The sequence below is a fragment of the Streptococcus oralis subsp. dentisani genome (assembly GCF_002860905.1).
In the GTDB taxonomy this organism is placed as follows: domain Bacteria; phylum Bacillota; class Bacilli; order Lactobacillales; family Streptococcaceae; genus Streptococcus; species Streptococcus oralis_BA.
Window position 1 is genome coordinate 176,946 of sequence record NZ_PKIG01000002.1, and the last position, 22,934, is coordinate 199,879.

Here is a 22,934-nt window from a genome sequence, read left to right on the forward strand (position 1 = left end):
CTTTTGGAAATATATTTTATAAGTGTATTTGACTTCAAACTATAACTAGTGAAGGGATACGAGAGACCTAAAAATCATGAAAAAGATTGATTTATTAAAATGCTTATCCATCATCACAAAAGATGGGTTAAGAACACAAAAATTTAAGAATAGCCATCTACAACTTATCTCTTCAGCTGAAGAAGGAAGACGAGGGTCTGTATTTGCGTATCGTTCAAAAGCAAATATGGTGAAGGCACGTGGTGTTGTTTTAACCTCTGTCGAATCATTGTTGGAGAACCAGGATCAGTTTACACACTGGACGCCTAACGTATATTGCTATGGAAGCTATAGTGATCCTGGACGACGGATTACACGTGGCCACTCTGAAGATAATCTTAGACAGATTAACACCTTCTACATTGACTTTGATATTACCTCTTCAGCTGAAGAAATGACGACAGGAGATATTTTAACTGCTTCCCTGGAGTTAGGTTTTATGCCGACGTTGATTCTAAAATCTGATAAGGGATTTCAAGCCTATTTTGTCCTCTCAGAATCAGCTTATGTTACAGTTCATTCCCAATTTCGAGTGGTAAAGGTGGCTAAAGCTATCTCTCAAAATTTGAGAAATTACTTTGCTCAAACTTTACCAGTAGATTTGACTTGTAACCATTTTGGGATTGCTCGTATTCCTCGAACTGATAACGTTGAATTCTTTGATGCTGACTATACCTATTCATTTCAGGAGTGGTTAGATTGGTCAATGAAGCAATCAGACCTTCCCTTCCCAAGTAAAAAGCCAAATTTGACGGTTATTTCAGGTTCTGAAGGGGTAAAACAGATTGATGAACCCTGGTATCAATTGTTGATGAGAGAGGGAAATATCAAGGGTGGAAAAGCCTTGATGGGAAGAAACAACGTTCTTTTCACGCTAGCTTTAGCCAACTTCTCTTCAGGAATCGATCAGGAAGAGTGTGAGGAGGTTCTTTCTAGTTTTAATGCGAATCTAGACGAACCACTCTCTTCAGCTGAATATCATAAGATTATCACAAGCGCCTACTCAGGAAAATATGAAGCTGCTAGTCGTGACTATGTGATGACTTTATGTAAAGCATGGGTCAATCAGGAACTCAAGGCTTCAGATCTCTTTGTGAAGCAACGTTGGTACAAGTTTAAGAAGAAACGTACTGACAGGAAGAATAGTCATCTCTATGAATGGAAAACAGACGTAATGGCCTATTTAGAAGGTTTCTATCAATCTGAGGATCCATTTATCCAGACGACGAAAAAAGAGATACGAGAGAAGTTGAACATTCCTGAGCGTTCATTGGATAAAGTATTGAAGGCTCTCAAAACAGAACAAAAGATCTTCTTCACAGTCAAACACGGCCGTGGAGGAGGCATCAGATTAGCCTCTATCAAAGCAATCTTGCTTTCCCTTATCAAGGTGAAGAAAGAACGTCAGGAGGCTTATATGGCCAATATTGCTGCTTTCTTTGAAGAAAGTATAGAGTTCACTCAGAGAGTGATAGAAAGGGTTAAAGATGGGTTTAAACAAACACAACAACTATCTCTATTTGAACTTGATATTGGATAATTTTAAAAACCCGTCAACTGCCTTACATTTATATCTACGATTATTACAAGGATATACATGTATATAAAATAATCTATGGAGGAATGATATGATTTTGATTTTAGCTGGACTATTTAGTCTTATATTTGTTGGAGGATCCTTATTAGTTTTCTCACTTATAGGGATTCGTCAACGAGTTCGTTTAGAAAACGGATATGATTTTGAATTAGAGACAGATCTATTGGCAATGGTTGGCGAAAATAGAAAGTGAGAAGAAGAATGAAGTATGTAATTTTCAGTTTTGAATTAGGTGACTATATTTGTAATGGGGAGAATAAAGTTTTAGTTTTTGATACCTTGGGACTAGCTTTTCAGTATCTTCAAAAACATTACCGTAAACCACTTCCTGAACAAAGAAAAAAGAGATTGATTCACTATCCTGATGTGTATCAAGCTCCGTTTAGACTTCTAAAAGTTTGTTAGGAAGGGGAAAGGTCGATGTCAGAGTTATTCAAAATTATTCGAGGCTATTACCTAACAGGGGTTGGCCAGGAACCATTGGCTTATTATTTTAAACTTTCATCGGATAACTTAAAATTTGAGTCTGTTTCTGCAGGTGATGTCGCTTTAACTTTTTATCAAAACGAGGAGAGTATTTCTAGCATTCCAGCGATTATTAGAGTAGATAGTGTTATCTCGAATGATAAAATGATTTCAGATTACCTGCAGGAGGAGTTGAGAGATCATTATCCAATGTTACCAATTGTCCGTGTATTGGATTCCGAGGAATTTGATCCTTTGCTGTTTCAAGAAGTGATGACAACGTTCACTAACTTGAAATCAGAAATAAAAGAATTGGCCAAGATTGATTATGTTCAAGGTTCCATATTTGATTTTATGGATGAGGAGGAAATAGGATGAGAGAGATTTTTAGACACGTTAAGTTAGCTCTAGGGGCTATTCTTGTCATTTTAGTTGTGAGTCTCGCAGTTCTAGGAGGGTATAGGGTGTATAAAGATCATTTTATCTTAGATTACGATCCTCACCTTACTCAGAAGGAATACCAGAATACTGTACTTGATCAAAATGTAAACCTAGTATTTTATAAAAAAGATTGTCCTTACTGTCAGGTTGGAAAAAGTGTAGTTGTAGATGCAGCCAATAAAGGTTCCTATCCAACATTTTACATTGATACTCAGACAGAAGAAGGTCAAAAGTTGGTAGAAAAATACCAGGTTGAAAAAGCTGCAACTATCATCAAGATTCGTAAGGGAAAAATAAAGAAATATCTATATGCTTCAAGAGATTCAGAGGAAAAGATTGTAGCAGATGAGAAGAGTATTCAGGAGGCCATAAATGACTAAAAGGGTAAAGCTAAGTAAATGGGCCGAGACAGCTTTTCAAAATGATTGGGAACTATGGCGTACTAGGACAAATGAAGGAATGGTTGTTTTAGGAAAATTATCAGATGGAACGTTTACCCTACATCGTTTTAATGATGAGGGAGGAAGACTAACACATATTTCGCAAGATGAGGCTCTTTGGTTGACATTGGATTTGGCACCTGAAAAGTTAGGTTGTATTTAAGGAGGTAGTATGTATCAAATTTTAAATGCTATTGCGCATGGCGTGGTTGGAACTTTCTTGATTGCGATCTGGTTCGTACCGCTCTTCAAGATAACTATATGTGATAACTTTGGAAATGAAATCAAAACGAAAAGGTTGCCATTAGCCTTCTTAATGTTACTAAAAAGTGTTTGGCCGAAAAGTAAGGTTTCATTTATTTGGAAAGGATATAAGAGGCATGAGAAACGGAGGTAAGGCACTGGTATAAAAACAAAAATTTACATAGAGTAGAAAGGATATATCCATTATGATAGATACAATTAAACGCTGGATTGAAAAGATAAAATCTAGCCCAATTTTGAAGCCATTTATTAAGACTAAAGTTTGGTTTCAAGAGAATATTATTAAGAGAAAACTAGTCATTTTCTCAATGTTATTTTTGACCTGGTTAAGCCTTTTGATGGGAGCGATTTTCTCACCACAAAGACAAACATATACCTCAGAACAACTCAAAACAAAGCAGATTTTTGCGAATGGCAGTGGTGAGATGAAACTTGTCAGCCAGGAATATTCACCAGATACTGGAATTATTGTTTTACAATTTGAGACGAAAGATGCTACGACTTCGATAGATCGGGGTATCGATGCCAAACGATTGAAATGGAAACTCTATGCGCAACATAAAGACTCAAAAATAGAGATGGATGTTGTGCCAATCATTGATAATAAAGTATCAGTTATTATTAAAGGAGTTCCGAAAAATTTTGGTGCATTTGCGATCGATGTGACGAATCAGACAGTCTCTTCTAGCTCAATTGATGTGAATATTTCATCGCCATCCAGTGATTCTAAAAAGGTTTCTCAGAAGAAATCTGGAGAAGAGGACACTGTACAATTCTTTGTAACTCCTCAAAATCCTCAGCTTGAAATCAAAGCTATTGAAGTTGTCTCCAGAGAAGAATTTACTCTTCAGGAAATCGAAAAAGAGATCAATTTCCAGAATGAACAGTCTCAAAAATTGACAACATCAATTTCTCAATTGAAGGAATCTATTGAAGATGATAACTCACGAAAAGCGAGTCTTCAAGCAGAAGCAAAATATCTAACAGGTGATGATCTTGAAGCCAATCAAAAGAATATTGCTACGCTGGATACAAACATCGAAACGAAGAATAGAACTATTGAAACAGCCTATAAAAACATTGAAAAGTTGAAGGCTAAATTGGAGTCTTTGGACAAGAAAAAACAGGCAGTCAAAGATGGAACATTTGAATTTTCAAACCCTATTGAAACTGTAGAAATGAATTAAAGGAAGGAGATAATTATGGGATATGGAGATGCACTTATGGATTGGCAATCTGGCGATAAGTTAGAAATTGGAGAACATTCAATGATGCTGACGAATATTCCTACAGCTCGATTAATTGATGAGTATCCTATAGGAAGTAGAGTAATAGATAATGAATATATTGGCAAAATAACCCAGTATTTTAAGAATACAAGAGGGCAAATTTATATTGCTTATGAAGTTATAGGATATGTAGAAAAATGATGCGAAACGATTATATTTTAATCGCTATCGAAACTGTAGAAATGAATTAAAGTGAGGTAAAATAAAATGAAAAATTTAATTAAAATGGTAAAAGAAACTGATAAATTGGGATATAAATTATCTGCAATTTGTGGAGTGAATTGGCTTATTAGACAAGTCTTTAAATGGCAATATTTATTTTTTGTAATGGTCACAGGCGCTGTTTTTCTAAAAGAAGCTTCCGTAATACTTGAGGTTAATCCAAGGATTTTTGGAACAATGATAGATTTGATTTTTTTATGTGCGCCTTTTACGAAGTTACTTTTAGGGGATGAAATGCGATTTATGAAAATGTTCATAAGAAATATTATACTTGCCCTTATTTTTACAGCTGCATTAGAAAAACCAATACAAGAAAATGAATTATCGTTTTGGATTTTAGCCACAATCTTTAGTATCGGTATTTATTATTTCACGAAGTGGTTTCAAGCAAAACTTTTTCAGCGTTATCTATTCAAAAATATCTTAAACAAGGACTACCTTGGAATTCGAAAATTAAAAGATAAGTTGCCTCCTAAAATCAATCTTTTTACGGATGCTGATGAAGGTGATGCAAACCAACGAATGATTACGATTAACCAGCGAGCAGTGAAAAAGGATTATCAAGATATTGTAGAATTAAGTTTTTTGAATAGAGAAAAACGGACAGGTATTTCCTATCATAGAAAATCATGGAATGGTTCTGAAGCTCCTCTTGAAAGAAAATTTGTAGATATTGAAGAATGGTATCATCCAGTATTTAGTGTCTTCCCATTTGGAAAAAAACATGATTTTTATTTCAGGCTGATTCAATTTGATGTAAGTAAAAAGAGTGCGTTTTCTATGAAAGGCGAGTTTGTGTTTACCAATAAATAGCAGTCAAAAATCTCCTTAATTTTTGAATTAAGGGGATTTATTTTTTATGATTGTCCCTTTAAAAAATAATTTGAGATTTTCGATTACAATAGGATCAATTAAATAAAAAGGAGAAGTAATCATGGCTAAAAATGATTTAACAAAAATTGATAATCAACTGGAAGAGGCAAAGAAAAGAGTTGCCCTTTTGGAAAAGGAACGTAAAGAAGCAGAAGAGAATCTTCAAAAACAAATTGGTAAAATCTATGTTCAAATTCAATTGAAGAAAAATAAAAATCAGTCGTATGAATCAATTCTTGAAGAGTTAAAAATGGAATTAAACCTCATCAAAGAAGATGAAAAAGAACAACGTTTAGCAGCTAAGAAAAATCGTGAAGAAGGAAACTTTCCAGCTGAAGATCAGTCTTAATTTTTGAGTTTTTAACTTCTAAATGAAGTCAAAAACGGTGTAAGCAAAAGTGTGTAAAAAGGAAAAACAGTGTAAGTATAACACCTATAAAGTGTGTAAAGGTAAGTATAGTATGTGTGTGTTAGTAGGTGAAACCGAGAAAATTACCGGTACCGGAAACGTTGATACTATCAACATATCACGGAACGTGATATCAGTTTCCCTTATGCTCTTTTCTACCACAACACACCTAAAAAGGACCTTAGTCCCTCTGTGTGTGTTAGTGTGTTGAAAAACCGCAAAAATAGAACCGTATCGGTTCGTGATGTTGCGAGGTTGAAGTTTTCTTTTTTGCTTCTTTTTGCTTTTGCTTCGACAAAAGAAAAAAGAAGGGCGCTGTTTTTTAGAAAGGAAAATTTAAAATAATGGCAAATACAAAACAAAATCGAATTGAGATTAGAGGGCTTACTGATGATGAAATTAATTATCTAAAATCTCTTGCTAAGAAAAATAAAGCCAAGTCATTTAATGATTTTCTGCTCTCAATCTGTCGTGAAAAAATTGAGTACGGAAAATTTAATCGTGCTCAAGATTTGTATATGGCACATTTAGAAAATATGAAATTAGCTTCTGACCATGTTCTGGAACAAATGAAAAAACAGACAAGGGTACTCTCAGAATTTGAAAAAAAAATGGATCGCTATGGCAATCATATTTCACGTTGGTTAGAGTATGAAGGGGAGGTGGAAAGTGATGACTAAAAATTTTTTAATTAGAAATGTTCCTGATGATATGTTTGAACAACTTCAGGCTATTTCAAAAAAATATAACTATCCAAGTTTCAATGAGTTTATGTTATCGCAAGTTCAAAATATCGTAATGAATGACGGATTGAATTTGTACAATAATCAATTTGCGGAAACATTATCTGATATCAAAATACAACAAAGTCAGATTTTAGAATTGATGTTGAAGAATGATATTTCTCTTTCAGCTTTAAATGTTAAACAAGATATTGTAAACGAACTAACCACAAATTGGTTACATTTTATGGATGATGTATCTGCACTTGAAGCGGAACGACGGTCAGGTGGTGTTTGAAAATGAAGAAGAATAAATCTCTGTTCATCATTCTCATTTTTCTTGCGATCTTTATCGTACAACCTAACAATTTTGATGCTATCAAATCTGGCTTGACACAAAATGATATCCCGACTCAATTGAACATAGCCGATTCAGCTGAAGAAAAAAATTCCAACTCAAATTTGAATCTTACTCTGAAAAATGATGATTTGAAATCGAAGGAGTATGATGGAAAAAATCAAGTGATTGTCATCAATGAAAAATCACAATTTACAAAAAGCGAATTGAGTTTAGAAAATGGCAGCTGGGAAAAATATTCTAATCTAGATTTTTTAAATCGTGTAGGAATTGCTGAAGCGATGTTGGGAAAAGATTTGATGCCAACTGAAGATAGAGAATCTATTTCGTCTATCACGCCAACAGGATGGAAAAATAAAAAAATAATTTTCAACGGGAAAGAAGATTATTTATATAATCGTTCTCACTTAATCGGTTTTCAATTAAGTGGAGAGAATGCGAATGCTAAAAATTTATTTACAGGTACACGTGCTTTAAATGCAAATTTTGAAGATGAACAATCATCAATGGTTTACTATGAAAATAAGATTGCTAACTACATAAAAAATACGAATCACCATGTCCGCTATCGAGTAACTCCTATATTTAGAAATGTGGAATTAGTTGCTAGAGGAGTTCGTATGGAAGCACAGAGTATTGAAGATGATGAGATCTCATTTGATGTATATATCTTTAATATTCAACCAGGATATAAAATCAATTATTTGACAGGATCATCTCAGAAAAATTGAGGAGGGAAAAATGAATCCAAGACTTAGCTTATATTTTAGCGAAGAAACACATGAAAAATTTAAGGAAATAAAATCCTACTTGAAAGAATCGTCTGCTTTGCAGAAACAGTATCGAAATAATTCAGCAACGCTCGTTACTTTGATTGAAGTTTTTTATAAACTCTTTATTGAATTAGGAGAAGGAAAAAATTTCTATGAGCGACTGACTCAGCTGGAAAAAAATTTGGGGGATGGCTTTGATTCTGGAAATGACAACAAGGCAATTCATCGTCAACTTGATCAAATTCTTTATTTAACACTAACCAACTTTCATGCTATTACGAAAGATGATTTTGATGTTCAAGATTTGGAATCTATTCATTCACGACTGGATCCTACACAGCATGAATTAATGGCAAGAATTAACGATGTCATTCAAGAAGATGTTGCACGTGGTCAAACAATCAAACATTCTCATTAATTGAAAGGAGACCTTACTCGTGAGTGAGTCTAGTCCAAGTATTACCTTCATGCTGCAATACACTGAAGCAAATAGTGGCTTTGTAGACTACACTAATAGAGACGAAGCTGTTGAGGTTGATAATGAATTAAATTTAGAAACACACAGACAAAATATCGAGTCTCTAACTGAAGATGAAATACAAAAAATTCAAGCTGAAGTTCCAGAAACGAAACTAAATTTTCAGGAATACATTGATTACATGAATCGCTCTTATGCTACTGAAAACCAAAATGAAGAGATGACTGCGATTTTTACAAAAGAGGCCAATTACTTGCAGCGTAGCAAAGTAACTGAATTGAAAAGTAAGTTAGAACAGGCTTATCAAAATGGCTCTCTTCTATGGCAGGGTGTTATCTCTTTTGATAATGAATTTTTGGCAAAAGAGGGATTATATGACCTGGAAACTGGGAAAGTCGATCAGCAAGCTATCAAGTCGGTCATACGTGAAGCATTGCCAAGATTGATTGAAAAAGAAGGTTTATCTGACTCATCATTTTGGTGGGCTAACATTCATTTGAACACGGATAATATTCATGTTCATTTTGGTTTATCAGAAGTTGAGTCTGCAAGAGAAAAAATTTTCTATCGGCCTCGTGGACGAATGGAATATAGAGGTAATTTTTCCCAGAAAACCATTGAGCGTTTTAAAAGTGATGTTTTTCATGGCTTGTTAAATGAACAGACTAGAGGAATGATTGTTCGACGAGAACAAATTTTGGCCAATATCAGAAGTGAGTTGATCAATTCTGTATTTAGAGATCAGATGGTGCGTTCTTCAGCTGAAAAAAATTTTTTGGAGCAGGCTTATAATCATTTGCCTATGGATAAAAAATGGCGCTATGGCTCAAATGCAAAAGATTTTGCAGTCAGTAAATTCTTCCTGGATCGCTATCTGGATTCCTATTTAGAAAATGATGGGAAGGAGCTCTATCAAGAATTTCTGAAAGAAACGAAGGACTTCCTAGAGACCTATAGAGGAGCTTATTCAGCTGGAAAAAAATCAACCTACGAGAAGTTTCGGAAACTTGATGGTCGTGTTGAGAAAACACAACAGGAGGCTGCAGGATATCATCTGCAGCAATTAATAGCGAATCGAGAAAAAGAGTTGAGAGAACGATTAGCAAATAGAATCTTACACCTATTTCGTGAGAATGCTCCTGAAATAGCTGATGTTCGGATGGAAAAAAATTTGGCCAATTTCTCAGTAAAGAATCAACGAATGATTTTAGAACAGGATCCCAATGCAAGTGTTATCAAAACACTAGATGCCTGGAAAAAACTTGGTTATGATCTAAAAGATGGGGCAAAACCTCTTGAAATCACAAAACCAGTCTATGCTGCTTATGATAAACACGGAACAGGTTTGGGCCGTCCTGAATATGTTACGGAATTAGTTTATGATGTGAGTCAGATGAAAGAAGACTTACTGGAGAAGCAACTTAGTTTAAGGGACTTGTCACTATTTTCTTCAACTGATTTGAAGGATCTTGTAGAAGCGGCTAAAAAGAAAAGTGATCGATCATTAAAAGAGCGCCAGGAGTTAGGAACATTTCGCTATGCTTTAAAATTGAGTTTATTGGAGGAAAAACAGAGTAGTTTATTAGTTCGTAAAACTCTTTTTGATCAAATTCAACCACTTGAAACCGATAAGCCATTTGTTGAATTGAAAAAGGAAGAAATTCAACAAAGACTGAAGCTGACTGAATTGCAACTGACTCCAAATTATAAACTAGGTGAAGCAGACCAATCTCTAAAACAATCTCTTGCTAACCAGTTTGAAGATAGTGTTTCCTTTTCAGTAGAAAAGGCTGATTCGTTAGCAATTCAAGCACCTATTAAACGTCTGAAGGGAGAATTAGAGGCAGTTCAACCTCTCCAAGATGAAGGAGTGCTGACTATTCTAAAGGGCTATCCTGTTACGAAAGATAGCTATATAGAAGAGCTACAGACCCATATCTCAATTTTTCAGCTGAAACATCAGATTTACAGTCGAAACAAGGAAATTTCACAAACGACTGATCAAGCGACTATTCAAAAATTAAAACAGGAGAATGCGAAAGGATTTTCTGAACTCAAATCACTCTATCAAAAAATATTGCCAGAGGAAGAAAGCAATCAGAAAAGTCAGTTAGCTCAAGCTGTTTCACATAAAATGCAAGAAAGGAAGAACCTGCAAAGAAAAAACGTCCAACAATCTCAAGGTAAAGCAATCATCAATACAGATTTCATGAGAAATTTGACCAATTCTCTTCAAAGGGCCCAACGTGCAAATAAAAAAGCCCTCATGGAACGTGAGAGAAGTGATGAGAGACAAGAACTTGAGGAAAAAGGACAAAGTATATAAGAGTCATTGTAAAAGCAATGACTTTTTTGTTGAAAATGGAAATCTATTGTCCCTTTAACTGGAATTTCTTGGTTATTGCATAGAATAGAAAGATAAAAAGAGAAAGGAGAAGAAAAATGAAGCTATTATTTCCAGATGTTGCAGTTGAAGACTTTGACTTTTCAGCTGAATGGTTAATTACGGCAATGAATGCTGATAACAAGCAAGTGCATTTTGAGGGCCAAGGAAGAAATTCTGATTTAGAAATGGTTCTAGATTTTAAGGAAAATTCTGAGCTATTTGAATCTTTTTCAGTAGGGGAATTGGTTCACTTAGATCCAGAAACGTTTCTACAAGCAGAGAAAGAGCCGTATAAACCACAGTATGAAGGATTTTAAGGAGATTTTATATGACAGAACAAGAATCAAGACGTGGGAAAACTCGTAGAGAACGTGTTGAATTTGCACGTTCTAGAGATATTTTGGATGTTGCAAACGAGCTTCAGATGGAGCTGGTTCGATCTGGACGAGACTATCGATGGAAAGAACATGATAGCCTAGTTATTTCACCTGATAAAAATTTATGGAAATGGTTTTCTAGAAATACAGGTGGTGATGCGATTTCTTTGGTTGAGACGATAAAGGAAGTAGATTTTAACCAATCGGTAGATTTTTTAAATGATGGAAATTTTAAAGAGTTTCAACTGGTTGAAAGGCCTCAAGAAGATTTTAAATACTATCTTGAGAAATACGAGCAGCCGTTATCAGCTGGACGAGACTACTTACGAAATCAACGTGGTCTATCAGATGAAACGATAGATTATTTTTTGGAACAGGGTGTTTTAGCCCAAGCTAATGCCAAACTTGACTACTTTGTGGAAGGTAATGGCGGAAATTCAACAAATGCGATTGAACCAGTTATTGTATTCAAGTCCCTTTCTTCTTCAGGTGAAGTTGTTGGAGCCTCTTTACAAGGAATCCAGGAGAATTGGGAGAAGTGGCCAAAACATGGATATGCTAAAGTGATTATGAAAAACTCCGATCCTATGACTGGTATTCATGTTGATATTGGCAGTCCAAAACGATTGATTTTTACTGAGAGTCCAATTGATTTAATGTCCTACTATGAATTGCACAAAGATAGTCTTCAGGACGTCAGATTAGTTTCTATGGATGGTTTGAAAGAATCGACTATAGGCCGTCATCTATCTCAAATTCAAGCTGAAATATCTGGAAAACCGCTAAGATGGACACCTGAACAATTAGCGGACGGAATTCAAGTAGCTATTGATCATCACTTTTTTGAAGATGGGAAAAATGCGGATTTGATTACTCTAGCTTTAGATAATGATAAAGCAGGTAGAACATTCATTCAAGAATTGGAGGCAAAAGGAGCTGTCATCAATTCAGATCTACCAGAACTAAAACCAGGACAAGATAAAACGGACTGGAATGATGTTCTAAAGAATCAACAGGAAGAAAAGCCTGATAACAGTCGTCTTGCCCAGGCACGTCGAAAATTGGAAAGACTAAGGGGTGAACAAGACGAGGCTATTTCAAGAGCTTATTCCCACCAAGCACTAACAAATGGGCAACCCATGAATGATAAGCGAGGCAGTGCTAGCTTTATGCGTAAGCAAGAACAAATAGAAGATCAAGTCTTCTCAAAGATGGATGAGATTAGGCAACAGGAAGAGCGAGTAGAGCGCCTGGAGCACCAACAACATTTGAAAGAAATGGGGTTGAATCGTCAGGGAAGTGGTCTGGAGATGAGTGTTCAAAATATACCTAGAATCCGTGAAGAGTTAGAAAAAGCTAAACGTGGGGAGTCGTTCTTTACCAAAGCTACTCTCAAACGCTATCAAGAAGAGTTGACTAGACTTGAGGCTATATCTGAACAAATGGGTAAAACGAGCATTCAGCCAGCAACTCAAGCCTTAATTGATGAAGGTCTAGTGAATCAGTGGCAAAAGCAACCAAATACGTATTTTGTAAAAGGGTTACGAAGAGTTGCCCTGGAGTTGACTGAAGAAGGAGAGTTTCAATTATCCTCACAAACCAAGTATCATCCGAAAACAGATGAGGAAAGACTGAAGGTGGATGAATTACTTGCCAAACAAAGGCAAGAAAATGTAGGATTAACGCCCTCGAATCAGGAAAAATCAATCTCACCACAACCAGAGCCTATTGAAAAAAATCAAGGCGAAGCAGGGTGGTTAGAAAAAAATTGGGACAATCTCACGTTTTCGATAGAAAATAAAAAAACAGTCGTCATTGATCCGACTCGTATAGATAAGATGGTTGAAGAAAAACAGACTCCAGATAATCAAGAATCTATTACCACTACAGAGGAGAATGCTGGAAGATTGATGAGCTATGAAGAGGTAAAACGGGAAAATGAAGCATTAACAAAGAGTTTAAATAATCGGATTCAATCTGGAGAATTATCAATCGAATTTGCACCAGATTTCTATCTGTATGATGTCTTTGCAAAGTTAGGAAATAGCCATCCTACAAAATATCTCAGCGATAAAAAAATGGAAGTGTTGTCTCCCATTCATTCACTTTTGACCTCTATTGATGATCAAACGATTGATTTATACAAGAAAAAAGGGACTCCTGAGCAAGATTCCTTGTATCAAGCATTGAAACCTCATCAGAGAACTTTGGGAGTAGATATTTCAACCCGATTTATTGGTGAACTTGCTATAGCAGCCTACAGTACCAACAAGCAGATAGAAAGCCTCTCAAGTGACAGTTTCGGCGTTTATTTTGGTGAAAGAACCCTTGATAATCTATCACAATCGGTTGAGCGAATGCTGGAGTATCCATTGATTGAATCGGGAACAAGAGACTTTGCCCATGGTTTTGTGACAACACCAAACACATTGTTCCACTATTTGGAAGAACAAGAGGGAGAAGTGGTTTTAAATCGAGAATTATTGGATAACTTGATGTCACGTCTTGAGACTCATCCTATTAAGATAATGGAGGATTCAGAAGAAGTGGAGCCAGTTAGACCAGTGATTGTTCTAAAACAAGATGAGCTATACAGCGATTATTGGCGTGTTTATCAAAGCGACGGTGAGCTTGAATTCTATTTATTTGAGGATGGTCAGTTTGGCTATCGCCAATATGGTTCACTTAGCCAGAAAGAAGATAATATTGTTTTTAAATACCATTCAGAACCAGGTAAAACGGAGTTTCTAGCTACTCAAATGGGTTATGATAGTTTAAAATACATTGTTGTTAAAGATTGGGAGTCTCTTTTTGATGAAAATAAAGCGTTACTGCGAGAAAACTATGTTTTTGACGACTTAGAGAACTTCTTGAAAAAGTCGAATTATTTTGAACTAGATTACTGGACTTTCAATAGTGGATTGAAAGAAGATGAAGAGTTTTTAAACGAGATTACAAAAAAAGCTCATGATCAAAATCAAGAGCTTTCTAATAACACTGGGGGCGAACTATTGAATCGCAATTCCAGTTTTTTAGGAGTGGAAACTCCAGGGACAGCACCGCAGCCCGTTGAGAAAAATTCTCAACCTGATTTTCCTGCCAATGTTCATCTTCATTTTACCATCGATGAGGATCGAATGTCAAATAAAATATTCAGAAAAAACATGCGGACGTTAAATTTATACGCAAACGCAATGAGAGACTCGGCTCAATGGTATCTAAAAGAAATGTCAGGGACAAGTATCCATTATGTTTATAAGAATCCAGAAGAAAAGCAATTCCAAATTCTAAATGTTAAATTTGACAAGAAAAATTGGATGCACTTAACTGGAGTAACACCTGTATATAATGAGTGGGTAGAACATTTGTCTGAGTCATTTGTTGAAGATGTTGCAGCTGGAAAAGGGCATTTCAAAGATTTAAAATTTGCGCAGGGAATGTCGGATAAACTAAAAGTTTTGAACTTATTACCTGAGGTGATAGAGTCAGACTCCTTTGTGTTTAACGATCTTTCATCTGTAAAGAAATTTAATAATCTGGATCTTTCAAAAGCAATTAGACCAGAAGATACTGATTTGTTATTGTTATTCAAAGAAAAGGAATTTACTCATGTCCCTGCATCTTTAATGAGAGTGAAGGGGGATTTAAGTAAGCAACTGGAAGATATAGATACTGGCACAATTCTCGGTGTCTATAGAGAAAGAGATGGTCACATTGAGCAACTGTCAATTAATGAGGAATATGTTAAAGATGGTGGCGAGGAAATGTTATCTGTCTTAAAAAATAGACAGTATGAGGAGGTTTCTGAAGAACCTGAACCACCAGCTCCAGAGAATACACTGAATAAAGCCTCACTTGATTCAGCTACCTTTACTCAAGTCTTAGATACTGTCTATAATTTAGGTGTGCCAAGTGATATCTCAAAAACTCCAGAAGAATTTCATCAAGCCTGGAATCAGTATCTTGACTATGCGAAGCAACACAATGATAAATTTGATCAGATTGTTGCTGCAGCTGGGAAAGATCATCTCCTAGATACAAATTCAGATTTTTATAAAGAATGGACACAAGATCATATCTATAAGGAAAACTACCATGTACGTCTTCAATGGTCTGAGGATCGCCCAGGTGGCCCGAAATTACCGTTTAAAGAGACAGAGCTGATATCTTATCAAGACTTTGCTAGAGAGCTATACAAGGCCAATCAGGACTTCTATCCAATTCATCAAGAAGGAATGAAACAAGTAACAGCAGGCAATACTGAAGGTTATATCCCTCCTACCAAAATTAAGTTTGATGTTTATGCTCCAGGGGGTGAAATGATCAAAGAGGGAATTCGATATGATATTGGAGCTGAGACTACACCTATTTCACAAATGTTAGGGTTAGGATATCGTCGACTCAACGGTCAATCTGTACTAGCATCGATGGATGAAGAAATTCTTTCTCAGCTGGAAAATAGTGAGGTGAATAAAGAAATTTCCCAGGAAGCAAATGAATCGACTCGATTGACAGAAGAAGTAGCAGGTCAAACTCCTGACACAAGAGAAACGGTAGCTTTTCAATCTTCTAAGCAAGAAACTAAAACTAATTTGCTTCAGCGTGTAGAGGAGATTCTGAAAGAGGAACCGATTTCAGATTTGGAGACTCCTGAAGTAAACTCAAGTAGTATTGATTATGCTAGTTTAACGCCTCATGAATTGAGTGAGGTTGCTTTTCAAAAAGTGAGAGAGTACACAGAAACACCAGAACGGTTAGAAGAGTATCTGAATTTTATGAGTAAGTTTCCAGAGCTCTCACCTAGAAATGTAGCATTGATTCAGGAACAGTGGCCAGGAGCGAATGCAGTCGCAACCTATAATCAATGGCAATCGATGGGGGAAGTTCTTGGGATTACTTCAGATCAGGTATTTGAAACTAGAAATACCTATACCAATAAAAAAACAGGTCGAACAAGAGAAGTTATCCATAACAATCTTTCGGTTAAGACAGGGGAAAAATCACATATTACCTTGTTTAGACCTATGATGGTTGAAATGATTCCTGTATTGGATGAAAATGGAAATCAGGTAAAAAATGGAAAAGGCAATCCAAAATATAAAAGACTTTCTGAAGCGACACCTGAAGAAAAGGCGTTAAAGAAAGAAGGAAAATTGAAATCTCGCTTCTTCCAGGAAAGAGATTCAAACACAGGCTTAGCTAAATTCGCTACGTATAAAGTATTTGAGTTGTCCCAAACAACCTTGAAGCCTGAATTTTATCCAAAAGCGATGCCAAATCGTCATTATGATTTTAATATGGATCATGTTCGTACGAAAGAGGTGCTAGAAGGACTTTCCGATTATGCAAATAGTATCGGTGTAACCATCTATCAAGACGATGCAAAAGAGTTGAGGAGTGCGAAGGGAGCTTTTTATCCAGATGAACAAAAAATACTTTTGAATCCAGATAATACTCCTGGAGAAGTCGTTGCAACCACCATTCACGAGTTGGCGCATGCTACCTTACATAATCCTAAATTTGCTAACTCGTATAAGGAAGATGTCTCAAAAGATCGTAGGGAACTTGAAGCTGAGATGACAAGTTATCTCGTTTCTAAGCATTTTGGATTAGATACCTCTGAGAAAGCCATTCGCTATATGGCAATTTGGACTGATAATTTGACCTCTCTTGATGATCAACAACTAGCGCAATCTATGAAACGTATTCATGGAACAGTCTCAAAAATCGTAAAAAGTGTTGAACAACATACAAAGACTTACCAGTTAAACAGACAGGTGGCACAAAATCAAAATTTTATCCAAAGCCCAAAGAAGGGGCTTAAAGTCTAGAAAGAGCGCTCTTTAAGAGCCTCTTTTTTGTACATAAAGTTATATAACTTTATGTACTGTTTTTTGATATCAACTCACTCTATTCTTTGTCGATGTCCCTTTACAAAAGATTTTTTAATTATAGCTTACAATGACAGAAAATGAAGTAGAAGGAGAATGATATGGTTATAGTTATTCTGGCTGAAAAAGAGAAACAGGCAGAAGCTTATGCTACAGCTTTGGGACAATTTAGCAAAAAGAAAGGTGTCTATGTCATTAGGCAGTCACTCTATTTTCCAGCTGAAATACATGTTGTGGCTGCTGAAGGGCACCTATTTGAATACAGCGAACCAGACAACTGGTCACTTGATAAATTACCTCTTACAAATGTTTCATTTAAGCAACATCTGAAAGAGGACAAGGGTTCGAGAGAAAAATTTAAGAGAATCTATGATGAAGTGGTAGCAGCGGATCAAGTGATTATTGGGACGGATGCTGATAGAGAAGGAGAGCGTATTGCGTACTCTATTTTATCGCACATACCAGGAGGCAAGGAGAAAATTTGGAAACGGCTTTGGGCAAGCTCCATGACAAAGAAGGCTCTTCAAAAAGCTTTTCAGGAATTGAAGGAACCTTCAGAAACCTACAATTACTATTTAGAAGCTGAAGCACGTGCACAAAGTGATTGGTTGGTAGGAATGAACCTATCACCTCTTGCAACACTTGATCTTCAAGCAAGAGGACAACTCTCTCGAACAAAAGGTAGCCATCTATCGGTTGGCCGAGTGCAAACACCAGCGGTCAGACTAGTTTGTGAGAATGATTTAGAGATTCGCAACTTTACTCCAGAAAAATATTGGAAGCTTCAGCTGGAGGATAAGGAAAATGGGGTATTCTTTACTACCAAAGATAAAACTAAAGATAGTGAGGCTATTCTAGCCTCTTCAAGGGGATTATCAACCACCTCTGTTATTTCTTCAGTTGAGGTAGAAAATCATCAGAAATCAGCTCCACAACTATTTACCTTGTCTGAATTACAAAGTTTTGCAGCAAGCGCCTGGAAATTTGACTCAGATAAAACTGAGAGCATTGTTGAGGGACTGTACTTGGAAGGTTTTCTCTCCTATCCACGACCAGACTCAGAATACATCAGTCATTTTGAATTTGATGATTTAAAAGAAAATCTATCTGCCTATCAAAAAGCTATTAATTGTCATTTTCAGCCAGCGTTTTTGGAGCCTAGAGAAGATTACGTCAATGATGAAAAAGTGTCTGGTACGAGCCACTCAGCCTTGATTCCGACTGAAAAAATTCCAAACCTTGCAAATTTAAAAACTGACCAACGACTGATTTATGAAGCAGTTGTGAAGCAGGCGATCTTGATGTTTGCGGATGATTGTCATTATTCAATAAAAACAATCGATGTAGAAAATAATGGTCTTGTTTTTAAAACAAAAGGTAGAACGCTTCATAAGTTAGGATGGGCTGAATGGAGTTCTCGAAAGGTACGAGGTTCTGTTGAAGTTCCTGATTATCAAGTGGGAGATAAAATTGATACGCAGGTTCAAATTGTAGGAGGTGAAACAAAACCACCTAAAAGACTAACTGAAAGCCAATTGATTGGCCAAGTATTTCCTAAATATGGCTTGGGAACACAAGCCACTAGAGGAGAAATCATTAAAAAAATTCAAAGTAAGGGTTATGTTGTTAAAGATAAAAAAACAGGTCAACTAACTCCTACCAACAAGGCCTATCTACTGATCAATTATCTCTATGACAATGAATTCTCTGATCCAGATACAACAGGAGGTTGGGAAATGTTTCTATCTCAGATTGGAGAAGGGACAATAAATCCACGAGAATTTGTGGATGCGATAAAAGATAAGCTCACCCTTCAAATCAAGGAAGTAAAAGAAAGAGGTGATTAAGTGTGACTACTGAAGAAAAGAAAAAAACACCCTATTTAGATCGTTATACAGATAATTTGACAGAAAAAGTTTCAAAAAAAGCAGAAGATTATCAGGTGTACGGACGTGATAAAGAAGTAGAAGCTGTTCAGACCACTCTTCTCAGACGAACTAAGAATAATCCCATTTTGGTAGGAGAAGCTGGAGTTGGAAAAACAGCTATTGTTGAAGGATTTGCTTTAGCCATTTTAAGAAACCAGGTATCTCCCAAATTAAAAAACTTGACCGTGCGCTCTCTGGAACTATCTAGTTTAATGTCAGATGAGGATGGAGGATTTATTGTTAAGTTTAAAAAAATTATTGAGGAGATGGTAGAAACCAAAGGAGAGAATCTTCTCTTTATTGATGAATTTCATACTATTGTTGGTGCTGGTGGTTCAGATAAGGGCGCTTTGGATGCTGGAAATATTATTAAACCAGTTTTGTCACGTGGCGAGATGCAATTGATTGGCGCAACTACATTGGATGAATTTCATGAATATATTGAAACGGACCGAGCGCTTGAGCGAAGGATGCAGCCAATTAGGGTTTCTGAACCAACAACTACTCAAGCGATTGAAATTCTTGAGCAAGCTAAAACTATTTACGAAAATTTTCACCAGGTGTCTATTAGTTCTGATGCTGTAAAACAAGCTGTACTTCTATCTGTCCGCTACATACCTGATCAATTTTTACCTGATAAAGCCTTTGACTTAATCGATGAAGCAGCAACAATTTGCTCTACAAATGGATTAGGCCATGTCAGGAAGCAAGAAATTGCAGAGGTGCTGAAAAATAAAACAGGTATTCCTGTCACGACGATTTTGAAAGGTAACAAGGAAAGACTAGATGGTTTAAAAGAAAAGCTGTCACGACGTGTTAAAGGCCAAGATGAGGCTGTAGATGCTGTTGTGAATGCTATAACTGTTGCCCAAGCTGGTTTACAGGATCAAAGAAAGCCCTTGTCTTCCTTCATGTTTCTAGGAACTTCTGGAGTTGGAAAAACAGAGCTTGCACTGGCATTGGCAGAGGGGATGTTTGATGATGAGGAGGCAATCATTCGTTTTGATATGTCTGAGTATAAGCAAAAAGGAGATATTACAAAGCTGATTGGCGATCGTCAAACTAGAACGAAAGGTCAATTGACTGAGAAGGTTAAACAAAAACCTTATAGCGTTATCCTAATCGATGAAGTGGAGAAAGCACACTCAGAAGTTGTAGATTTATTTTTGCAGGTGCTTGATGCAGGACGCTTGACTGATTCAACTGGAAGGCAAGTGAGTTTTAAGAATACGATTGTCATTATTACTACGAATATTGGTTCTCAAAAAATTATTAATCAGTATGAATTGAAAGGGAATTTTAAAAAGCTAACCGACAGGGACAAAGTTCAGTTTGAAAAGAGCATGACGTTGGAGTTAGAAACTAAATTTCGACCAGAATTTCTCAATCGAATTGAATATAAATTGATTTTCAACATGTTAGACGAGGAAGTGAATAAGGAAATTATTGTCAAACAACTATCAGAAATCGAAGAAAGAATGAAGAATCAACAGTTGACTCTTTCTTATGAAGAAAGTTTGGTTACTTATTTATTGGATGTAGGAACCAATATAAAGGATGGTGCACGGCCACTGGAAAGAGTGATTAAACATAAGGTGCTTCCTTTAATTTCTAAAGAGTTTCTGAACTTACCTGATCACAATCAAGAGTATCATTTTCATCTTTGGGTAGAAGGTGATGCGCCAGATGAGCATCACCGTGAAGATAAAAGAAAAATATTATTCGATGTCGAAGCTGAAAAGACGTCATTTGGGGAAGCATTATTTTCTTAAAACTTACCTTAAAAAAATGATTGTCCCTTTAAAAAATTTTTTTCAATTATCTATTATACTAACGTTGTCAAAAAAACAAAGGAGGATTTCTATGAAAAATTATTTGACAAGACAACTTCAGCAAGTAAAAACAAAATCACAGATGTTTTTATTGAGCCTTTCCCTGTTCCTAACAGGATCTACAGTCTATGCGGACGATCCATTTGCTAAGTCGGATAACTTGGCGAAACAAGGAATTACAAAAGTTCAGCTAGTCAGTGTTGCACTATTTGGGCTAGCTGCCGTTGTCACTTCGCTCATTTATGCGTTTGGTGGACGGGAGTTAAAAGCCTCAATGAAAAAGAATTGGATATCAATTGCAATTGCAATTATTGGTGTTTCAGCGGGACCAAGTATCATTGAATGGATTTTTGATTTCGTAAGAAGTTAAGGGGTGGTGATTTATGGCTTTTTCACTCTTCAATAAAGATCGCTGTACGATTACAGATGATCTATTTTTAGAAATTTCCTGGGAAGATGGAAGAGGTCCAGAGGATGATAGTGAGTTACTTGCTATCATCGAGGGATTGGATCATCTTTCTGATTTTTCTCAGCCGATTTCAAAAAGTTTGCCCTACCTAACATTTCAACAGGCCGAGTTGTTATTTAGAGAGTTGAAACAAGCGTATGGTCAGTTTCAGCTGAAAAAAGTAGCAATCGCCCATCTGGAAGGGAAAAGCGTGGTGACAGAAGGAGAGGTTTACGCTAGTCCCTTCCTCATTACAGAAGACTATGAAAACCTCTTGCTTCCCCTCATTCAAGCGATACTAACTCGCTCTGAATTTGCAAATTACAGCTATCAAGAAAAAAGGGAGTATTTTGAGAACCAGATTTATCCTGTATATAAACAAAGTATGGGATTGTCCGATTCTTCTCTTCCTCTTTTCCCAGCTGAAGGTGAGACGATGGCTGTTTCGCAACCCAATCGCCTTCCACCTGTTCCAAAAGCAAGGGATCAAACAGATGTTGTGCCTTCCGTATCTCAAAAGCAGTCAGTTTCTCTGAAGAAATTTTATCTATTCTTAGGTGTTTTGGGAGTGTTATCAGTAATAAATATCATTTGCGTATTTTTTGCTTTCGCTCAATTGTCAAACCAGTCAGAAAAAGTAAATTTCTTATATCAGGAACAAAAAAATACTCAACTTATCATTTCAACGAAAAATGAAGTTGATGTATTTAGCCGTTATTTCTTACCTTCTTATTACTCGGGCAAAAAAGAAAACCTAGCAGATTTTCTTTCTGAAGGAGATGCAAAATTTACCAAACCAAAAGAAGGGATTTTACAGTCCGTTATTTTAGAGAAATTGAATTATGATTCAGAAACTCAAAAATATACGGTTTCCTATATCCTGTCCGTCAAAAAAGGGGATAAATCATCTAGCGTTAGATTAACTTTTGATGTAAAAGCTTCTGATTCTTCAAAATATGGATATGTTGTAGAAACAGAACCAAAAGAATCAAATTATCTTAGAAATTAGAAAAGGAAAAAAATGAACAAAAAACAATTATTAGCTACACTAGCACTTTCAACTATCGCACTAGCACAAGCTGGATTTGTATCAGCTGATGAAGTAACACCAATTGATTCTTCTGCTCCAACAACGGAAGTGGTTACACCAACAGCGCCAAGCGCTTCAACAGAAACAGAGGCTCCAGCAACTCAGCCAACAGAGCCTTCAGTTACTCCAGTTGATCCAACAGCTCCCTCAGACAAGGATAACGCAGGAAGCCTTGACGGAGTGCCAGCTGATAAACCAGCACCTTCAGATAAGGTGCAAGACAAGGAAAACGCAGGTAGCCTAGATGGTGTTCCAGATGAACAGCCAAAAACTACTGATCAAGCGAACCAGCAAGGGAAGTCGCAAATTGGAACAACCTCTACATCAACAGGTCAGGCGGTGCATGATATTACGAAAGCACCTGTTCAAACCAGCACAGGTAATTCCATTGTCAGCACTAAAGATGGAAATCTTGTCCTTGAAGATGGTTCTGTAGTTGCTCCTGAAGCACTTGGAGCTGTTACAAATGAAGACAAGACCATCAGTGTTTCAACTGCAGATGGTAAAATGGTAACTTTGCCAAACACAGGGTCAGAACAAAGTTTCCTAGCTGCAATCGGCGGCTTATTGCTTACAGCAGTAAGTTATTTCTACAAGAAACAATTATTTTAA

Annotated in this window: 23 protein-coding genes; all 23 read left to right on the forward strand. The window is 36.3% G+C overall.

The annotated features are described in order from the left end of the window. Positions 1–76 precede the first annotated feature (76 nt). Complete coding sequence (locus CYK16_RS03920) at positions 77–1,579, forward strand: primase C-terminal domain-containing protein (protein ID WP_101776667.1); 1,503 nt, start codon at positions 77–79, stop codon at positions 1,577–1,579. Between the two features lie 88 nt (positions 1,580–1,667). Beyond that, a complete protein-coding gene (locus tag CYK16_RS10695) occupies positions 1,668–1,829 on the forward strand; it encodes a hypothetical protein (protein WP_009730755.1) in 162 nt (53 codons plus the stop codon). A gap of 8 nt (positions 1,830–1,837) precedes the next feature. Then, entirely contained in the window at positions 1,838–2,041 is a 204-nt protein-coding gene (locus CYK16_RS03925) for a hypothetical protein (protein ID WP_000878299.1), read from the forward strand. Positions 2,042–2,056: 15 nt separating this feature from the next. After that, on the forward strand, positions 2,057–2,479 hold the full coding sequence (locus CYK16_RS03930) for a hypothetical protein (RefSeq protein WP_001292118.1): 423 nt from the start codon (positions 2,057–2,059) through the stop codon (positions 2,477–2,479). Continuing rightward, positions 2,476–2,922, forward strand: a complete 447-nt coding sequence (locus tag CYK16_RS03935; protein WP_101776668.1) for a thioredoxin domain-containing protein — start codon at positions 2,476–2,478, stop codon at positions 2,920–2,922. The genes CYK16_RS03930 and CYK16_RS03935 overlap by 4 nt, the downstream gene beginning before the upstream one ends. Then, positions 2,915–3,145 (forward strand): hypothetical protein, encoded by a 231-nt coding sequence (locus tag CYK16_RS03940; protein WP_009730751.1) that lies wholly within the window; start codon positions 2,915–2,917, stop codon positions 3,143–3,145. The genes CYK16_RS03935 and CYK16_RS03940 overlap by 8 nt, the downstream gene beginning before the upstream one ends. A 9-nt stretch (positions 3,146–3,154) precedes the next feature. Further along, the gene (locus CYK16_RS03945; RefSeq protein ID WP_101776669.1) at positions 3,155–3,379 is read left to right on the forward strand and encodes a multidrug transporter MATE; all 225 of its coding nucleotides are present in this window, start codon (positions 3,155–3,157) and stop codon (positions 3,377–3,379) included. Positions 3,380–3,431: 52 nt separating this feature from the next. Then, a complete protein-coding gene (locus CYK16_RS03950; protein WP_101776670.1) occupies positions 3,432–4,433 on the forward strand; it encodes a hypothetical protein in 1,002 nt (333 codons plus the stop codon). A gap of 15 nt (positions 4,434–4,448) precedes the next feature. Continuing rightward, positions 4,449–4,676 carry a hypothetical protein gene (locus CYK16_RS03955; protein ID WP_101776671.1) on the forward strand — a complete coding sequence of 76 codons (228 nt, stop codon included), beginning with the start codon at positions 4,449–4,451 and terminating at the stop codon, positions 4,674–4,676. Between the two features lie 66 nt (positions 4,677–4,742). Beyond that, entirely contained in the window at positions 4,743–5,570 is an 828-nt protein-coding gene (locus CYK16_RS03960; protein WP_101776672.1) for a hypothetical protein, read from the forward strand. A gap of 121 nt (positions 5,571–5,691) precedes the next feature. Continuing rightward, a complete protein-coding gene (locus CYK16_RS03965; RefSeq protein WP_101776673.1) occupies positions 5,692–5,979 on the forward strand; it encodes a hypothetical protein in 288 nt (95 codons plus the stop codon). A 404-nt stretch (positions 5,980–6,383) separates the two neighbouring features. After that, the gene (locus tag CYK16_RS03970) at positions 6,384–6,719 is read left to right on the forward strand and encodes a hypothetical protein (protein WP_101776674.1); all 336 of its coding nucleotides are present in this window, start codon (positions 6,384–6,386) and stop codon (positions 6,717–6,719) included. Continuing rightward, entirely contained in the window at positions 6,712–7,059 is a 348-nt protein-coding gene (locus CYK16_RS03975) for a hypothetical protein (RefSeq protein WP_101776675.1), read from the forward strand. Before CYK16_RS03970 ends, CYK16_RS03975 begins: the two co-directional genes overlap by 8 nt. Positions 7,060–7,061: 2 nt before the next feature. Continuing rightward, positions 7,062–7,850, forward strand: a complete 789-nt coding sequence (locus CYK16_RS03980) for a DNA/RNA non-specific endonuclease (protein ID WP_101776676.1) — start codon at positions 7,062–7,064, stop codon at positions 7,848–7,850. Between the two features lie 10 nt (positions 7,851–7,860). Continuing rightward, entirely contained in the window at positions 7,861–8,310 is a 450-nt protein-coding gene (locus tag CYK16_RS03985) for a hypothetical protein (protein WP_050077965.1), read from the forward strand. Positions 8,311–8,359: 49 nt separating this feature from the next. Further along, positions 8,360–10,696 carry a MobP2 family relaxase gene (mobP2, locus tag CYK16_RS03990; protein WP_101776750.1) on the forward strand — a complete coding sequence of 779 codons (2,337 nt, stop codon included), beginning with the start codon at positions 8,360–8,362 and terminating at the stop codon, positions 10,694–10,696. A 116-nt stretch (positions 10,697–10,812) separates the two neighbouring features. Continuing rightward, entirely contained in the window at positions 10,813–11,073 is a 261-nt protein-coding gene (locus tag CYK16_RS03995; protein ID WP_006155102.1) for a hypothetical protein, read from the forward strand. A gap of 11 nt (positions 11,074–11,084) precedes the next feature. After that, positions 11,085–16,964 carry a PBECR4 domain-containing protein gene (locus tag CYK16_RS10855; RefSeq protein ID WP_257960383.1) on the forward strand — a complete coding sequence of 1,960 codons (5,880 nt, stop codon included), beginning with the start codon at positions 11,085–11,087 and terminating at the stop codon, positions 16,962–16,964. 161 nt (positions 16,965–17,125) lie between these two features. Continuing rightward, complete coding sequence (locus CYK16_RS04010) at positions 17,126–18,871, forward strand: type IA DNA topoisomerase (RefSeq protein WP_101776677.1); 1,746 nt, start codon at positions 17,126–17,128, stop codon at positions 18,869–18,871. 2 nt (positions 18,872–18,873) lie between these two features. Continuing rightward, positions 18,874–20,724, forward strand: coding sequence for an AAA family ATPase (locus CYK16_RS04015; RefSeq protein ID WP_101776678.1), 1,851 nt, complete (start codon positions 18,874–18,876; stop codon positions 20,722–20,724). A gap of 91 nt (positions 20,725–20,815) precedes the next feature. After that, positions 20,816–21,154 carry a hypothetical protein gene (locus tag CYK16_RS04020; RefSeq protein ID WP_050223646.1) on the forward strand — a complete coding sequence of 113 codons (339 nt, stop codon included), beginning with the start codon at positions 20,816–20,818 and terminating at the stop codon, positions 21,152–21,154. 13 nt (positions 21,155–21,167) lie between these two features. Further along, complete coding sequence (locus CYK16_RS04025; RefSeq protein ID WP_101776679.1) at positions 21,168–22,241, forward strand: hypothetical protein; 1,074 nt, start codon at positions 21,168–21,170, stop codon at positions 22,239–22,241. 12 nt (positions 22,242–22,253) lie between these two features. Then, positions 22,254–22,934: an LPXTG cell wall anchor domain-containing protein gene (locus CYK16_RS04030; protein ID WP_101776680.1), complete on the forward strand. Its 681-nt coding sequence runs from the start codon at positions 22,254–22,256 to the stop codon at positions 22,932–22,934.

Coding starts and splice junctions, on each gene's coding strand:
- CYK16_RS04025 (WP_101776679.1), top strand. CDS start 21,168: ATGGCTTTTTCACTCTTCAATAAAGATCGCTGTACGATTACAGATGAT.
- CYK16_RS10855 (WP_257960383.1), top strand. CDS start 11,085: ATGACAGAACAAGAATCAAGACGTGGGAAAACTCGTAGAGAACGTGTT.
- CYK16_RS03935 (WP_101776668.1), top strand. CDS start 2,476: ATGAGAGAGATTTTTAGACACGTTAAGTTAGCTCTAGGGGCTATTCTT.
- CYK16_RS03965 (WP_101776673.1), top strand. CDS start 5,692: ATGGCTAAAAATGATTTAACAAAAATTGATAATCAACTGGAAGAGGCA.
- CYK16_RS10695 (WP_009730755.1), top strand. CDS start 1,668: ATGATTTTGATTTTAGCTGGACTATTTAGTCTTATATTTGTTGGAGGA.
- CYK16_RS04030 (WP_101776680.1), top strand. CDS start 22,254: ATGAACAAAAAACAATTATTAGCTACACTAGCACTTTCAACTATCGCA.
- CYK16_RS03985 (WP_050077965.1), top strand. CDS start 7,861: ATGAATCCAAGACTTAGCTTATATTTTAGCGAAGAAACACATGAAAAA.
- CYK16_RS03950 (WP_101776670.1), top strand. CDS start 3,432: ATGATAGATACAATTAAACGCTGGATTGAAAAGATAAAATCTAGCCCA.
- mobP2 (WP_101776750.1), top strand. CDS start 8,360: ATGCTGCAATACACTGAAGCAAATAGTGGCTTTGTAGACTACACTAAT.
- CYK16_RS03955 (WP_101776671.1), top strand. CDS start 4,449: ATGGGATATGGAGATGCACTTATGGATTGGCAATCTGGCGATAAGTTA.
- CYK16_RS03940 (WP_009730751.1), top strand. CDS start 2,915: ATGACTAAAAGGGTAAAGCTAAGTAAATGGGCCGAGACAGCTTTTCAA.
- CYK16_RS03960 (WP_101776672.1), top strand. CDS start 4,743: ATGAAAAATTTAATTAAAATGGTAAAAGAAACTGATAAATTGGGATAT.
- CYK16_RS04010 (WP_101776677.1), top strand. CDS start 17,126: ATGGTTATAGTTATTCTGGCTGAAAAAGAGAAACAGGCAGAAGCTTAT.
- CYK16_RS03975 (WP_101776675.1), top strand. CDS start 6,712: ATGACTAAAAATTTTTTAATTAGAAATGTTCCTGATGATATGTTTGAA.
- CYK16_RS03925 (WP_000878299.1), top strand. CDS start 1,838: ATGAAGTATGTAATTTTCAGTTTTGAATTAGGTGACTATATTTGTAAT.
- CYK16_RS03945 (WP_101776669.1), top strand. CDS start 3,155: ATGTATCAAATTTTAAATGCTATTGCGCATGGCGTGGTTGGAACTTTC.
- CYK16_RS03980 (WP_101776676.1), top strand. CDS start 7,062: ATGAAGAAGAATAAATCTCTGTTCATCATTCTCATTTTTCTTGCGATC.
- CYK16_RS03970 (WP_101776674.1), top strand. CDS start 6,384: ATGGCAAATACAAAACAAAATCGAATTGAGATTAGAGGGCTTACTGAT.
- CYK16_RS04020 (WP_050223646.1), top strand. CDS start 20,816: ATGAAAAATTATTTGACAAGACAACTTCAGCAAGTAAAAACAAAATCA.
- CYK16_RS03920 (WP_101776667.1), top strand. CDS start 77: ATGAAAAAGATTGATTTATTAAAATGCTTATCCATCATCACAAAAGAT.
- CYK16_RS03930 (WP_001292118.1), top strand. CDS start 2,057: ATGTCAGAGTTATTCAAAATTATTCGAGGCTATTACCTAACAGGGGTT.
- CYK16_RS03995 (WP_006155102.1), top strand. CDS start 10,813: ATGAAGCTATTATTTCCAGATGTTGCAGTTGAAGACTTTGACTTTTCA.